The sequence below is a fragment of the Azoarcus indigens genome (assembly GCF_004361735.1).
In the GTDB taxonomy this organism is placed as follows: domain Bacteria; phylum Pseudomonadota; class Gammaproteobacteria; order Burkholderiales; family Rhodocyclaceae; genus Azoarcus; species Azoarcus indigens.
In genome coordinates, this window is sequence record NZ_SNVV01000001.1 from 260,656 (window position 1) to 274,029 (window position 13,374).

Genomic DNA, 13,374 nt, shown 5'->3' on the forward strand with positions numbered 1-13,374 from the left:
GCGGCGGGATTACCCGCGCCCGGCCGGGGGTCCGCCGACCTTGAGCATGGGAAACGCAGCCTCCTTTGGCCGTGGCAATGCCCGCCGGCCGCAGCCGGCGCGGGCTCACATGAAGTTGTAGCGCAGGGTGACGCCCACGGTGCGCGGGGCGGCGGCGGACACGGTGTAGGCGCTGACGGTGTTGCTGCCGGTGTAGTAGTAGCGCTTGTCCAGGGCGTTGCGCGCCCACAGCGACAGTTCCCACACATCGCTGCCGCGGCTGTACTGCCAGCCGGTGGCGAGGTTGAGCACGCCGTAGGCGGGCAGGCGGTTGTAGCGGGAATTGTCCAGCGAACCGGGGGCTTCCGAGCGCCAGGCGTAGTTGGCGCTTACGTACTGCTCCACATGGTCGGCCCACGGCCAGCGGTAGCTGCCGCCGACGTTGGCGGTCCACAGCGGCGCACCCTGCACCTGCTTGCCGCCGAGGTCGCAGCTGGCCGGCGCAACCGGGTTGTTACGCTCGGCTGGACAGGGGGCGTTGTCGAAGGAGCGGTAGCTGGCGTCGTTGTACATGCCGTTGAAGGACAGCGTGAGGCGACGGGTGGGCCGGGCTTCGATCTCCCATTCCACGCCCTTGCTCTCCACTTCACCGACGTTGGTCAGCACTTGGTAAACGACGAGGGAACTGGGTCCGGCGCGCATGCCGGTGGCCTGGTAGTCCTGCACCCGGGCGTAGAACAGGCTGGCGTTCACCCGCAGGCGCTTGTCCCACAACAGGCTCTTGAAGCCGACCTCCAGGCTGCGGGCGCGTTCCGGATCGACCTTGAGCGAATCCTCGCCCATGGTCGGCGCGGCACCGACGCCGTTGATGTTCACCCCGCCGGACTTCTCGCCGTAGGAGAGGTTGGCGAAGGCCAGCACGTCCGGCGCCAGCTCGTAGGAGAGGCCGAGCAGGCCGGAGGGGCTGACATCCTGCACGGTGATGTCGTCCGACCGCCAGGCGCCGACCTGGCTGTTGCGGCCAACCAGCAGCAGGGGCACGAACAGCGGCGCGGCGTTGAGCGGCGCGTCGCGGCGGCTGCGTGCCACCTTGCGCTCGTAGGTGGCGCGCACGCCGGTGGTGAGGTCCAGGCGCTCGGTGAGGTGCCAGTCGGCCTGGCCGAACAACGCGAAGCTGTCGGTCTTCATCTTGCCGTGGGTGGCGGAAGTGATGCCGTTCAAAACATTACTTCCCGGGAAAAGAGTCTGATAAAGCTCGGGCAGAGCCACCGTATCGGCGCCACTCCCGTAGGTCAGCCAGTTGCTGCTGGTGATGTCCTGGTGGAAGTAGTAGGCGCCGACCACATAGTCCATCGTGTCGCCGATGGGCGAAGCGAGGCGGACTTCCTGCGAGATCTGGCTGTCCTTCACCCGGAATTGGGAGTCGCGGAAGATGTCGGCGTTGGTGCCGTCGATATCGTTGTGCGAGCCGAATTCCCAGGAGCGCCAGGCGGTGATGGAGGTCAGGCGATAGCCGCCGCCCAGCTCCCAGTTGGCCTCGGCGGACAAGCCGCCCTGCTCCACCTTCATCTTCTGCGGGCCGTCGATGTTGACGTGGTAGCGGTCCGGATCGATACGGATACCGGTGGCGCCGGCCAGTTGGGCGGCGTGCAACAGGTTGTAGTAACCCGCCGGCGACGGCCCCACGCCGTAGAGCATGGTCGTGCCCTGGCTGCCGTTCTCGTGCTGGTAGTCGGCGATCAGGCGCAGGCTGAAATCGCTGTCCGGGCGGATCAGCAGCTGGCCGCGCACGCCTTCACGGGTCACGCTGTTGAGGCGACGGTTGTCGTTGTCGTTCTTCAGCCAGCCGTCGTCGTGGGTGCCCACCACCGCGATGCGCGCCGCCACCGTATCGCTCAGCGGGCCGGAGATCACCGCCTTGCCCTGGTAGTAGCCGCGCTCGCCGGCGGACAGCTCCACGCTGTTGTCCGGCGAGAAATCCGGTGCCCGGGTGCTGAGATTGAGCACGCCGGCGGTAGTGTTCTTGCCGAACAGCGTGCCCTGCGGCCCGCGCAGCAGTTCCACCCGCTCCAGGTCCACCAGATCCAGCACCGCCATGCCCGGACGGCCGAGATAGACGTTGTCCAGGTAGATGCCGACGCTGCCCTCCAACCCCTCGTTGGCCGGGTTGTTGCCGATGCCGCGCACCGCCAGGCTGAGCTGGCGGCCATTGGCGTAGCTGGCGTTCAGGCCGGGCAGCAGCAGCGGCAGGTTCTGCACCTGATACACGCCCTGCCGCTCCAACTCGGCGCCGTCCAGCGTGCTCAACGACACCGGCACCGACTGGGCGCTCTCGGCGCGGCGGCGGGCATTCACCGTCACCGTCTCCAGCTGCAGTTCGGCATCCTCGGCGGCAGGCGCCCGAGCTGCCTCCGGCACCTGGGCCCAGGCGGCCGGGGCGATCAGGGCCAGCGCCAAGGCCAGCGGACGCCAGACAGGCTGAGGAAGGGGGGAAAGAGCACGGCGGAAGCCGGCGCCCTCAGTCTCGATACGGGCGGTTGGGCGGGATCGGGAGCGCACAGCAGTCTGAAACCAGAAATTTCGGAGGCGGCATTAGAACCCGATACGCCGCCCCTGTGAACCCATGGATGGAAAGGCCTGCCGCGGCGCGTATCACCATGTCCTTGATCGAGTCGGCGGAGACCGCGGGGGTTACACCTGATACCAGGGCAGCCCGGCCGCCCGCCAGCCATTGACCACCCGCTGGCCGGCGGCGTTGGCTTCGCCCTCGAAGCCCTCCAGCACGGTATAGACGTGGCGGTAGCCGCGGGCCGAGAGCAGGCGGGCGGCCTCCGCCGCGTCCCCGGTGCCACGGCCCAGCAGCAGCACGAGTTCGTCGTGGCGCAGGCGGGCTTCGACCTGGGCGAGGAAATCCGGCACCGGCGCCCAGTCGGGAAAGCGGCGGAACTCGATCTCGAAGGCGCCGGGCACGCGGCCAACCAGCGCCCATTCCTCGCGCGAGCGGATGTCCACCAGGCGGGCGTGCGCCCTCGCCTCCAGCACCGCCCAGGCTTCGGCTGGTAGCAGGCTGCCGTTGTAGCCGTAGGCGCCTTCCCGGGCCCGCGCCTGCGCGCGCCCCAGCAGCGCCTCTATGCGTGCGCCCATGTTCCGTCTCCTTTCATCCGCGGCCTCCAGCGGCGCAATGCGCTGCATTGCCGGCCTGGGTTCTTGTGCGGCGAGGCTAGCAAGCCGGCGGGCGGGGAGAAAACGAGCAATCTTCACAAGCTTTCCACCGCCGCCGCTAAGCCGGCGGAACGCCCAGTCGCCGTGCCGATGGAGAATGTCCGTGACCAGGCCTGAGCGGGGGCGCAGTCCGGTTGCCATGACCAGGACCGCGAATTCACCCGCCAAGACGCGCAGCCGCGGCGATCTCCTGCAGCAGATCCACGAAGGCCCGCACCTTCGCGGGCCTGAAACGCGCCGTGGGATACACCGCATGGATGCCGCCTGCGGGCAGTGCCCATTGCGGCAGCACCTGGATCAACCGCCCGGCAGCCAGGTCTTCAGCCACCGCAAAGTCCGGCAGCACGGATAGCCCTGCGCCGTAACGCACGGCCTCGCGCACCGCCAAGGTAGCGTCCATCGACATCGCGGCATGCACGGAGACGTTCTGGCGTTCCAGTTCGCCGCGGGAGAAGCTCCAGCGCGTGGGCTCACGTAGCAAGGTATTGGCCACGAACGGAAGCCCGGCCACGCCCTGGGGGTCTTGCAGAGCGCTCACTTGACCTTGCCACACCGGCGCTGCGACCAGCAGTTGCCGAAACGCGCCAATCTGCCGGGCCTGCACATTCAGGTCTGTCAACCACCCCACGCGGATCGCCAGTTCCACCTGGCCAGACATCACGTCGAGCGACTGATCGCTCAAGATCGCGTCCACCTTGCACCGCGGATAACGGCGTGTGAACTCAGTGACGGCCGGCACGATGCTGGTGATGCCGTAATCCAGCGGAGCCGTCAGCCGTAGCGTGCCGGAAGGCTCCGTCACCCCTGCGCCCAGTTCATCGAAGGCGTCGTGCGCTTCCTTCAGGATCAGGGCGCAGCGCTCGTGAAACGCCTTGCCCGCCTCCGTCGCCGTCACCCTGCGCGTGGTGCGCGTGAGCAGCGTCGTGCGGAACTCCCGCTCCAGCCGCGACACTTGTTGGCTGACCACCGCCTTGGTGATGCCCAGCCGCTCGGCCGCCGCCGTGAAACTGCCTGTCTCGACCACCGCGGCGAAGTACGCCAGACGCTTGAGATTGGCGAGATGGTTGGCGCCGGACTCTTCCATATTGTTTGCTTTTAACATACGAACTATATGCTTTAACGTAATTTATCTGTCAATAGCAGCTGCATACCATCCGTGCAATGAACTGAAAACCGGGCCTCTCCAAGCCTTCGCCTCCGCCATGACCAAGACACTGCTCTATCTCTTCGACCCGCTCTGCGGCTGGTGCTACGGCGCCAGCGGCACGGTGGCGGAAGTCTCGGCCCTGCCCGGCGTCGCGCTGCGGCTGTTGCCCAGCGGTCTGTTCTCCGGCGAGGGCGCGCGCCCGATGAGCGACGACTTCGCCACCTATGCGTGGAGCAATGACCAGCGCATTGAACGCCTCACCAGCCAGCGGTTCACCGAGCAGTACCGCGGCAACGTACTGGCCGACCATAAGCAAATGTTCGACAGCGGACCCGCCACCGTCGCACTGACGGCCATCGCGCTGACCGCGCCCCAGCGCGAGCTGGACGCGCTCAAGGCCATCCAGCTCGCCCGCTACGTCGATGGGCGCGACATCACGTCGCTGGAAACGCTGATGGCCGTGTTGAAGACGCTGGGTCTGGACGAGGCCGCCCGGCGTCTGGCCCAACCGGATGCCGAACTGCTCGCTGCCAACCGTGTCCGCGTCGCCGAGGCGCAGGCGCTGCTGCAGCAGTTCGGCGCACACGGTGTCCCCACCTTCATCCTGGAGCAGAACGGGCAGCGCCAGCTGCTGCCCTCAAGCGCGGTGTTCTCCAACCCGCAGGCCTTCGCCGAGCAGCTGGCCGCCGCCTGAACCTCCCGCCCCTTGCCCCCTCATCTCTTTTGCTCCGTCGCCAAGGATCATCATGATGATTGGCAGAGACTCCGTCCAAACCGCAGCAGCAGGCGGCACAGCCACTGCCCTGGCGGCTTGCGACGCCACTGCGGCGACTGCCGTGCCACTGCAATGGAAGCGCTTTCCGGCCAATGTCGATGTCCTGACCACGGCCATGAACGCGCTGCCCCGACGCTGGCCTGGCGACCACTACAACACCCGTCCCGAGGATTTCGTGGCGTGCATGCGGGACCGTGCCCGTGGGGCGCACTTCGAGAGCCTGTTCGAACGTCTGGTCGGCCCGTTCAAGGCATCTCGCCGCCGAAGGACTGATTGACCCCGTCGCCGTGCCCGCGAGTTGCACGAATGCGGCTCCGGTGCCCGGCGTCCCTCCCCCTCCCTTCCCCCACTCTTGCGAGGCAAGCTTATGCGCAACCCGTTTGATTTCAGTGTTCCCAAAGAAAGCCTGGTCATCCCGGCAATGGCCGGCGTCTATGAGAAATTCGCCCAGCCGCTTGGATGGCTGCTGCTTCGACTGGTCGTCGGCGGCTGGCTGCTGCACGAAGGCTGGCCGAAGATTCTTAACCCCATGGGCCAGGTGCAGTTCGTCGAGATGATCGGCTTTCACCCGGGCTGGTTGTTCTCGCCCATGCTGGCCATCATGCAGGTCGTCGGCGGTGCCGCGCTGATCGTGGGTTTCCTCACACGTCCCCTGGCCTTGGCCAACGCGGTAATGCTGTTCGTGACCGTGTGGTTCCACTTTCACTTTCCCTACAACGCCGAACCGCTGCTGAGCAGCGCGGGCCTGGAGGCGATCAAGGCGCACCCGGAGTTCCTCACCCTCAACGGCGTGAAGCGGCTGATGGACGGTGGCGTCGTGTTCACCAATCTCCTGCAGGACAAGGCAGTCCAGCTGTCCAGCATCTGGGCATTCGGCTGCCTGTTCTTCGCCGCCTTCGGTGGCGGTATCTGGTCGGTCGATCGGCTGCTGAAGAAGTCCATTTGAACCGAGGTGCCGTACCCCGGTTCTTGGGATTTCTCCTGGCCACCCGGTGATCCACTCAGAATGGATTGGAGTTGAGATGAACGGCAATCCGGAACGGATCCGCCGCAGCCGGGAGGGATCGTCCGGGAAGGACGGCCGCAGCTTCAGGGCCGTTCTTCAGCGGCGGCTCGAGGGAAAGGCGGCAGAAGGCTTTCCTCCCGCCGGCAGCTGCGCGGGTACCGACGCGCTGATGGCGGGCGTGTTCTGGCGTCTGGCTGGAGAGTGGATCGATTCCTCCCTTGCCCATCGGCATGCAAGCCAGGACGGAAAAGACCACGAGCATGACGCAGCGCATCGGTACGGCGAGGGTCGCCAAGACGCTGTCCTGGTCCACAGCGTGCGTGCCCCTTGCATTCCTCCGGGGTGGCGCACCGTGAAGCCCTTGCCGTCCGCAGCTTCTATGATCAAGAACGATCGACCTTCCAATCCTGCAGGGGGCTCCGGGGCGTGGCCGAAGGCCGTGCCGTAGAAACGAGCGATGCTCCCCGCCCGCTCTCGCAGGCCGGCAGGGAGTTTTTCCCCATGTGTTCAATGACAGGAATACCCAAATGCCCTTTCTTCCATCACGTCGCACGGTGTTCAAAGCCGGCATTGCTTCGGTGCTGGCCATGACGCTGCATTCAGCTCCCTCCATGGCCGCAGCCAAGCAGCCGGTGGTCACGCTGCGCTCCGGGCGCTTGCGCGGAGTCCGCTCGAATGGCGTGGCCGTGTTCAAGCGCATTCCCTACGCCGCCAATCCTTTCAAGCCGGAAACACGCTTTCAGGCACCCCAACCGGTGGCGCCGTGGCAGGGCGTTCGCGACGCGAGCGCGTTCGGCCCGCCGCCGCCACAGCCCAGCCGCGACCCGAAGGCCGGGCTGTTCGGCGGCGCCGATGACCTGACGCTCAACATCTGGACGCCGGACCCCCAGGCCAAGGACCTGCCGGTGATGGTGTGGATTCCCGGCGGCGCCTTCATCCGCGCCGATGCCAGCGAAGCCGCTTATGACGGCAGCCGCTTCGCCGCGGACGGCATCGTCTTGGTCACGGTCAACTACCGCGTCGGCGTCGATGGTTTCATGGCCATCGACGGCGCACCGGCCAACCGCGGCCTCCTCGACCAGATCGCGGCGCTGCAATGGGTGCGCGACAACATCGCGGCCTTCGGCGGCAATCCGGAGAACGTCACCCTCTTCGGCCAGTCCGCCGGTGCGGAGAGTGTTGCGATCCTGCTGGCGTCGCCAAGGACGGAGGGGCTGTTCAAACGCGCCATCCTGCAAAGCCCGCCCATGCAATCCATGCAGCCCGCCGATGCCCAACGGCTGACGGCCGCGTTCGCCAAGGGGCTTGGCGTCGAGCCGACCGTCGCCGGTCTGGCCGCCGTTCCCCTGGACAAGCTCATTGACGCCAGCGTTGCACTAGTGGGGGTGCTCAAGGACCGCGCCGTATGGGGGCGCCTGTCCCTCGGCGGCACGGCTTTCCTGCCGGTGATCGATGGCGACCTGCTCGACGCCTCGCCGATCGATATGCTGGCGCGCGGCCCCAAGCCCAACGTGCCGGTGATCGTCGGCAGCACCGACGAAGAGGCCCGCATTTACATGGTGCCCGGCGGAGCGATCCGCCGCATCACGCCCACGGACGTCGATCTGTTCATCGGCGATTTGAACCTTCCTGCCCGAACGCTGGACGTTTACAAGAGCGTGGCCAGGGATCAGTCGCCCGGCGAGGTCTACACCGCCCTGCAGTCCGACTACACCTTCCGCATGCCCGCGCTACGCATCACGGAGATGAGAGGCGGCAACCGCATGGCGTGGCACTACAACTTCTCCTGGAGGTCGCCGGGTTTCGGGGGTGAGCTGGGTGCCGCGCACTTTGTCGACGTGCCGTTCGCCTTCGACGCGCTGGGCTCCGCCCAGGCCAGAACCTTCATTGGCGACAACCCGCCCATCTCGCTGGCCGAGGCCATGCACAGCTCCTGGGCCGAGTTCGCCAAGACGGGCGATCCCGGCTGGCCGGCTTACGACCTCGCCGAGCGAGCCACCAGGCGCTTCGATGCCAGCTCCAGCATCGCCATCGACCCGGAAAAGGCGACTCGGCTCATCTGGAAAGACGTGGCGCTCTGAGCATTCCGGCCCGCCATGCGGCAATGATGCGGGCCGGGGCAAACGCCCTGGCCCGACGCGGTGGACGGCAGCCGGCGGGCTTCCTCGCTCCCGGGCTGGACCACGCCATCGCGCTTGCCGCCGGGCCGGACCGCGCGCCGGTCCTCCAGCCCGCCAATCCCCGCCAGCGTAAGGCGCCCCCCGCGGCGGCCGGCCAGAACGAGTTGCGGCCAGATCGCCAGCGCAGGATGCGCGTGATCCAGCCCCAGGCCAAAACCCGATTCCGAGGCGCCTTCCAGGGGCCCGCAGAAGGAAAGCCGAGTCAGGTTTCGGAAAACGCCAGCATCTGCCCTGACGACTTAAGACCCTGATAAACATCATTTTCTCTGCGCAGCCTGGCAAAACACCGGGCTTGGAGTGCAGGGGAAGTAAAAAGCCGGCGCAGGGCGAGCTGCACCCGGCGCCGGCAGCCCGGCAGCCGCAAGCCGCGCGGCGGCGCTCAGTAGATGCGCCGGCTGCCCGCCAGCCGCCACAGCGCGGCGGCCAGCACGTCCACCTCGGCGCAGGTGTTGTAGAAGGCCAGCGAGGGCCGCACCGTGGCTTCCAGGCCGAAGCGGCGCAGGATGGGCTGGGCGCAGTGGTGGCCGGAGCGCACCGCGATGCCTTCCTGGTTCAGCGCCGCGCCCACCTCCTCGGTCTGGTAGCCGTCCAGGGTGAAGGACAGCACGCTGGCCTTGTCGGCGGCGGTGCCCACCAGGCGCAAGCCGGGCACCTCCTGCAGCAGGCGGGTGGCATAGGCCAGCAGCTCGTGCTCGTAGCGGGCGATGTTGTCCATGCCCAGCGCGCTCACGTAGTCGATGGCCGCGCCCAGGCCGACGGCGTCGGCGATGTTGCCGGTGCCGGCTTCGAAGCGGTTGGGTGCCGGGTGGTAGTCGATGCGCTCGAAGGTGACGTCGCGGATCATGTTGCCGCCGCCCTGCCACGGCGGCATGTCGTTGAGCAGCGCCTCCTTGCCATAGACCACGCCGATGCCGGTGGGGCCGAACACCTTGTGGCCGGAGAAGACGAAGAAGTCCGCATCCAGCGCCTGCACGTCCACCGCCATGTGCGACACCGACTGGGCGCCATCCACCAGCACGGTGGCGCCGGCCGCATGGGCCATTTCGACGATGCGCCGGGCCGGGGTGACGGTGCCCAGCGCGTTGGACACCTGGGTGAAGCTCACCAGCCTGGTCCGGGGCCCGAGCAGCTTGCCGTATTCCTCCAGCAGCACCTGGCCGCAGTCATCCACCGGGATCACCCGCAGTTTGGCACCCTTCTCCGCGCACAGCCGCTGCCAGGGAACGATGTTGGCGTGGTGCTCCAGGTGGCTGACGATGATCTCGTCATCCTTGCCGATATTCGCCCGGCCCCAGCTCTGCGCCACCAGGTTGATGGCCTCGGTGGCGCCGCGCACGAACACCACCTCGTTGGTGGAGCGGGCGCCGAGGAAGGCGCGCACCTTTTCCCGCGCGGCCTCGTAGGCATCGGTGGCGCGCGCCGCCAGTTCGTGCGCGGCGCGGTGGATGTTGGAGTTCTCGTGCCGGTAGAAGCGGGCGATGCGGTCCATCACCGCCTGCGGCTTCTGGGTGGTGGCGGCGTTGTCCAGCCAGATGAGCTGACGGCCGTTCACCCGCTCGGCGAGGATGGGGAAATCCCGCCGCACGAGGTTCACATCCAGCGCCGGCCGCGCGCTCAGCGGCACCGCCTGCAGCGCGTCGTGCTGATGGCCGGGCACGCGGATGCCGCCGCCGCCGGGGCGACGCTCATCGAGGAAGTAATAGGCCGGCGCGGCCGCACTGGGCGCGAGCTGGGCCGGGCCGTGGCGAGGCGCGAGCAAGCCGGCCAGTTCGTGCTCGCCGGGCAGGCCGAAGGCGGTGGGGTCGGCCACGCCGGGGTAGCCGCGGGCGGTGTCCAGGCTGGACGGAACCTGAGGAATCGCCGGGATCTGCGGGGAAACGCTAGGCGGTATGCCGCCCAGCGAAGCGCCACCCGACGGAACACCGCCCGACGGAACACCGCCCGACGGAACGCCGCCCGACGGAACCGCCGCAGGCGCCGCCGCCGCGCGGGCGCCCTGCCCTTGCGCCAGGCCCAGCGCTCCCGGCACCGCCGGCAGCGGTCCGGGGGCGTCCGGCGTCAGCGCCGCGGCGGACGTCGGAGCGCCGAACGGCAAGCCCGCGGGCAACCCGCCGACCGCCGCCTGCGGCGAAGCGCCGCCCGGCAGCGCGGCGAAGAAGGCGTTCGCCAGCCGGGTCAGCTCGGCGGCGTCGGGCAAGCCCGTCAGGCCCGGAGACGGCCGCTCAGCGGTACTCATTCTTGTACTCGTGGTACTTGTCCACTTCCACCCCCTCCAGCACCGCCAGCGCGTCGTCGGTCAGTACCGCCAGCGAGCAGTAAAGCGACACCAGGTAGGAGGCGATGGCGCGGTCGTTGATGCCCATGAAGCGCACCGACAGGCCAGGGCTCTGCTCACCCGGCAGGTTGGGCTGGTAGAGGCCGACCACGCCCTGGCGGCTCTCGCCGGTGCGCAGCAGCAGGATGCTGGACTTGCCATCCTCTATCGTCACCTTGTCCGACGGGATCAGCGGCACGCCGCGCCAGGTGATGAACTGGGAACCGAACAGCGACACCGTCGGCGGCGGCACGCCACGGCGGGTGCATTCGCGGCCGAAGGCGGCGATGGTGCGCGGGTGGGCGAGGAAGAAGCCCGGCTCCTTCCACACCTTGGTCAGCAGTTCGTCCAGGTCGTCCGGCGTCGGCGCGCCGGTCAGCGGCGCGATGCGCTGGTCCGGATGCACATTGGCGAGCAGGCCGTATTCCTTGTTGTTGATCAGCTCGCTTTCCTGGCGCTCCTTGATCGTCTCTATGGTCAGCCGCAGCTGTTCGCCGATCTGGTTGTGCGGGCTGCTGTAGAGATCGGAGACGCGGGTATGCACGTCGAGCACGGTATTCACCGCCGACAGCATGTATTCGCGCGGATTCTCCTCGTAGTCCACGAAGGTCTGCGGCAGCTCGCGCTCGTCACGGCCGGAGCAGTCCACCGTCACCTGGTTGGCGTCCTTCACCTTGTTCAGGCGGTAGATGCCGGCTTCCACCGGCAGCCAGCTCAGCAGATGCGTGAGCCAGCGTGGGGTGATGCTGGACATCTGCGGCACCGTCTTGGTCGCATTCGCCAGCTGGCGCGCGGCGACATCGCCAAGCGCGGTATGTACGTAGGACTCCTGGGCCATCTCTGCTTGCTCCCTTCGATTTGCTCGGTTTGAACTCGGATTGGAAAAGCGCTGTACGCCCTCAGGCTATGCTTATTCCATCAAAAGAGAATTGCTTAGCTGTTTGTTTCATATCGATTTTTCTTCCATTCGAGAGGAATATCCGTGAGAACGGAAAAATCATCGCCCGGCAATCGCAATCCGCCGCTGCAATGGAATCCCGGGGGCGGCAGACAATGACGGTGCACTACCACCCTGCCCGCCGGCGCAGGCGCCAACCCAGCCAGGTGAAGGCGAACACCACCGCGCCGAACACCCAGCCGGACAATGCCGCCGCCATCACCCCGGAGAGCAGCGTGCCCACGGTGCAGCCCAGCGCCACCATCGCGCCCCAGCCCATCAGCACGCCACCGCACAGCGCCCGCGCCAGCTCGCCCACGCCGGGCAGGCGCGGGCGGAAATCGCCGGCATACAGCGCCGCCGCCAGCGCGCCCAGCACTAGGGCGACGACGAAGGCACCGTTGGCCGACCACAACGTTTCCTTCACCGTGGTGGCGCAGCCGGCGAAGCTGTCCAGCCCTTCCAGTCGCGCCGGAAACCAGCTGGCGCCGCTGGCCGCAGTCCGCGCCAGGCTGCCCAGCTCCGCCGTCACCCCCAGCGGGCCGACGCGGAAATAGGCCAGCACCGCGATGAAGCCGACCATCAGCCCGCCCACATGCGCCGCCCAGCGCGGCCGCCGACCGGCAGCGCCTCCTGTTTCACCAGCTCGATGCCGCCGCGCCAGCCAGAAAGCGAGCCCGCCCAGCACCGCCACCTGCAAGGCCGCCGAGCCGGCATAGCCCAGCGCGTGAGGCAGCCACAGCACCGGCGCCTCCTGCAGGCTGGAGAGGTAGAGGAAATTCCAACTGAGGAAGCCGAGCACGAAACCCGCGCCCGCCCCCAGCAGCGCCACCGGCGAGGCCAGCGAACCCTCGCCCAGCCGGTACAGATGCGCGCTGATGCAGGAGCCGGACAGCGCCATGCCCAGGCCGAAGCTGGCCGCGCCGGCCACCAGCACCCAGCTCACCGGGCCGATGTGCGCCCCGGGCGGCAGCCGCCCCGGCGCCGGCACCGGCAGGAAGGCGCCGAACAGCAGGTGATAGCCCAGCGTGCCCACCGCCAGCGCGGCCAGGATGCCGAGCAGGCCGCGGGCGTCCCGCTGCTCGAAGAAATCCCGGCTGACGCAGTAGAAGCAGAAACGCGAGCGCTGCAGCACGACACCGAAGGCCGCGCCCAGCAGCACCGACAGCGCCAGCTCGCGGCCCTCGCCCGGCACCTCGGACAACTGGCCTGCAAGCAACAGCGCCACAGCTACGACAAGCACCGCAGGCAGAACCGCGCGCCACGGCGGGAGGGTGAAAAGGGGAAGAGTCGTCATGTCTTGGAAAGAGGAAATGAAATGCGGCTGGGGTGTTCGGCTGGGCAACGACAGCAGGCGCATTGCGCGGCTGCCGCCGGTCCGCGCCGTGCTTTCCCTGCCACACTCGGCGTTTCAGCAGTGGCAAAGGTGAAAAGGGGGCCCCCGCGCCAGCTCCAGCCGAGAACCGCAGGCCGCCGCCCGGTGCGGCATAGGCCTATGGGCGACACGGCATGCAACCGCGTTTCGCCTGCCCAGCGCCATGGAGCGGCGCAAAAAAATGGCGGTGCCGGAGCACCGCCGAATGCACGCACGGATTCACGTACGGGACGTGGAGACTGAACCGGGGGAATCCGGGAGCAGGGGCTAACGTCAAGACAGTTCAAATGGCAGCGTCCTTCTCCTCTCTCCCCTCGCAGGGTGTAGGCGGAAAAAGCGCGCCCGCCGGAACGCCCTGTGACTGGCAGGCCACAGGGCCGGGGCGCGGAGCGAGGGGAGGAGCACGGCGGTGCGGGCTTGCCGGGCTAGCACTTCTGCA

Annotated in this window: 11 protein-coding genes; 4 read left to right on the forward strand and 7 right to left on the reverse strand. The window is 67.8% G+C overall.

Annotated elements, in window-relative coordinates; all coding sequences use genetic code 11:
* Window positions 1-105: 105 nt before the first annotated feature.
* From C7389_RS01230 to C7389_RS01240, 3 genes are all read right to left on the reverse strand, one after another.
* Window positions 106-2,436 (reverse strand): TonB-dependent receptor, encoded by a 2,331-nt coding sequence (locus C7389_RS01230; protein ID WP_211168457.1) that lies wholly within the window; start codon window positions 2,434-2,436, stop codon window positions 106-108.
* Between the two features lie 234 nt (window positions 2,437-2,670).
* The gene (locus tag C7389_RS24775; protein WP_162851631.1) at window positions 2,671-3,123 is read right to left on the reverse strand and encodes a rhodanese-like domain-containing protein; all 453 of its coding nucleotides are present in this window, start codon (window positions 3,121-3,123) and stop codon (window positions 2,671-2,673) included.
* A 235-nt stretch (window positions 3,124-3,358) separates the two neighbouring features.
* Window positions 3,359-4,285, reverse strand: coding sequence for a LysR family transcriptional regulator (locus tag C7389_RS01240; protein ID WP_211168458.1), 927 nt, complete (start codon window positions 4,283-4,285; stop codon window positions 3,359-3,361).
* 118 nt (window positions 4,286-4,403) lie between these two features.
* Between C7389_RS01240 and C7389_RS01245 the strand changes: the two genes are divergently transcribed.
* The 3 genes from C7389_RS01245 to C7389_RS01255 all read left to right on the forward strand — a co-directional run bounded on the left by C7389_RS01245 (window position 4,404) and on the right by C7389_RS01255 (window position 6,069).
* Complete coding sequence (locus C7389_RS01245; protein ID WP_133587558.1) at window positions 4,404-5,042, forward strand: DsbA family protein; 639 nt, start codon at window positions 4,404-4,406, stop codon at window positions 5,040-5,042.
* Window positions 5,043-5,094: 52 nt separating this feature from the next.
* Window positions 5,095-5,400: a hypothetical protein gene (locus C7389_RS25045; protein WP_211168459.1), complete on the forward strand. Its 306-nt coding sequence runs from the start codon at window positions 5,095-5,097 to the stop codon at window positions 5,398-5,400.
* Window positions 5,401-5,490: 90 nt separating this feature from the next.
* Window positions 5,491-6,069 carry a DoxX family protein gene (locus C7389_RS01255; protein WP_133587560.1) on the forward strand — a complete coding sequence of 193 codons (579 nt, stop codon included), beginning with the start codon at window positions 5,491-5,493 and terminating at the stop codon, window positions 6,067-6,069.
* A gap of 55 nt (window positions 6,070-6,124) precedes the next feature.
* On the opposite strand, the gene C7389_RS01260 is transcribed toward C7389_RS01255, so the two are convergent.
* Complete coding sequence (locus tag C7389_RS01260) at window positions 6,125-6,424, reverse strand: hypothetical protein (protein WP_133587562.1); 300 nt, start codon at window positions 6,422-6,424, stop codon at window positions 6,125-6,127.
* Window positions 6,425-6,656: 232 nt separating this feature from the next.
* Here C7389_RS01260 and C7389_RS01265 point away from each other — a divergent pair, with 232 nt between their 5' ends.
* Window positions 6,657-8,210, forward strand: a complete 1,554-nt coding sequence (locus C7389_RS01265; protein WP_211168460.1) for a carboxylesterase/lipase family protein — start codon at window positions 6,657-6,659, stop codon at window positions 8,208-8,210.
* 478 nt (window positions 8,211-8,688) lie between these two features.
* Here C7389_RS01265 and C7389_RS01270 read toward each other — a convergent pair whose 3' ends face one another.
* The 3 genes from C7389_RS01270 to C7389_RS01280 form a co-directional block, all read right to left on the reverse strand.
* Window positions 8,689-10,545: a family 2A encapsulin nanocompartment cargo protein cysteine desulfurase gene (locus C7389_RS01270; RefSeq protein WP_133587564.1), complete on the reverse strand. Its 1,857-nt coding sequence runs from the start codon at window positions 10,543-10,545 to the stop codon at window positions 8,689-8,691.
* Window positions 10,532-11,461, reverse strand: a complete 930-nt coding sequence (locus C7389_RS01275; protein WP_133587566.1) for a family 2A encapsulin nanocompartment shell protein — start codon at window positions 11,459-11,461, stop codon at window positions 10,532-10,534. The genes C7389_RS01270 and C7389_RS01275 overlap by 14 nt, the downstream gene beginning before the upstream one ends.
* A gap of 226 nt (window positions 11,462-11,687) precedes the next feature.
* Window positions 11,688-12,803 carry a YeeE/YedE family protein gene (locus tag C7389_RS01280; protein ID WP_211168461.1) on the reverse strand — a complete coding sequence of 372 codons (1,116 nt, stop codon included), beginning with the start codon at window positions 12,801-12,803 and terminating at the stop codon, window positions 11,688-11,690.
* Window positions 12,804-13,374: the final 571 nt, after the last annotated feature.

What these genes read in the sequence shown, in the direction of transcription:
- C7389_RS01270 (WP_133587564.1), bottom strand. Translation starts at nt 10,545, where the DNA reads ATGAGTACCGCTGAGCGGCCGTCTCCGGGCCTGACGGGCTTGCCCGAC.
- C7389_RS01265 (WP_211168460.1), top strand. Translation starts at nt 6,657, where the DNA reads ATGCCCTTTCTTCCATCACGTCGCACGGTGTTCAAAGCCGGCATTGCT.
- C7389_RS01240 (WP_211168458.1), bottom strand. Translation starts at nt 4,285, where the DNA reads ATGGAAGAGTCCGGCGCCAACCATCTCGCCAATCTCAAGCGTCTGGCG.
- C7389_RS01275 (WP_133587566.1), bottom strand. Translation starts at nt 11,461, where the DNA reads ATGGCCCAGGAGTCCTACGTACATACCGCGCTTGGCGATGTCGCCGCG.
- C7389_RS24775 (WP_162851631.1), bottom strand. Translation starts at nt 3,123, where the DNA reads ATGGGCGCACGCATAGAGGCGCTGCTGGGGCGCGCGCAGGCGCGGGCC.
- C7389_RS01255 (WP_133587560.1), top strand. Translation starts at nt 5,491, where the DNA reads ATGCGCAACCCGTTTGATTTCAGTGTTCCCAAAGAAAGCCTGGTCATC.
- C7389_RS25045 (WP_211168459.1), top strand. Translation starts at nt 5,095, where the DNA reads ATGATGATTGGCAGAGACTCCGTCCAAACCGCAGCAGCAGGCGGCACA.
- C7389_RS01245 (WP_133587558.1), top strand. Translation starts at nt 4,404, where the DNA reads ATGACCAAGACACTGCTCTATCTCTTCGACCCGCTCTGCGGCTGGTGC.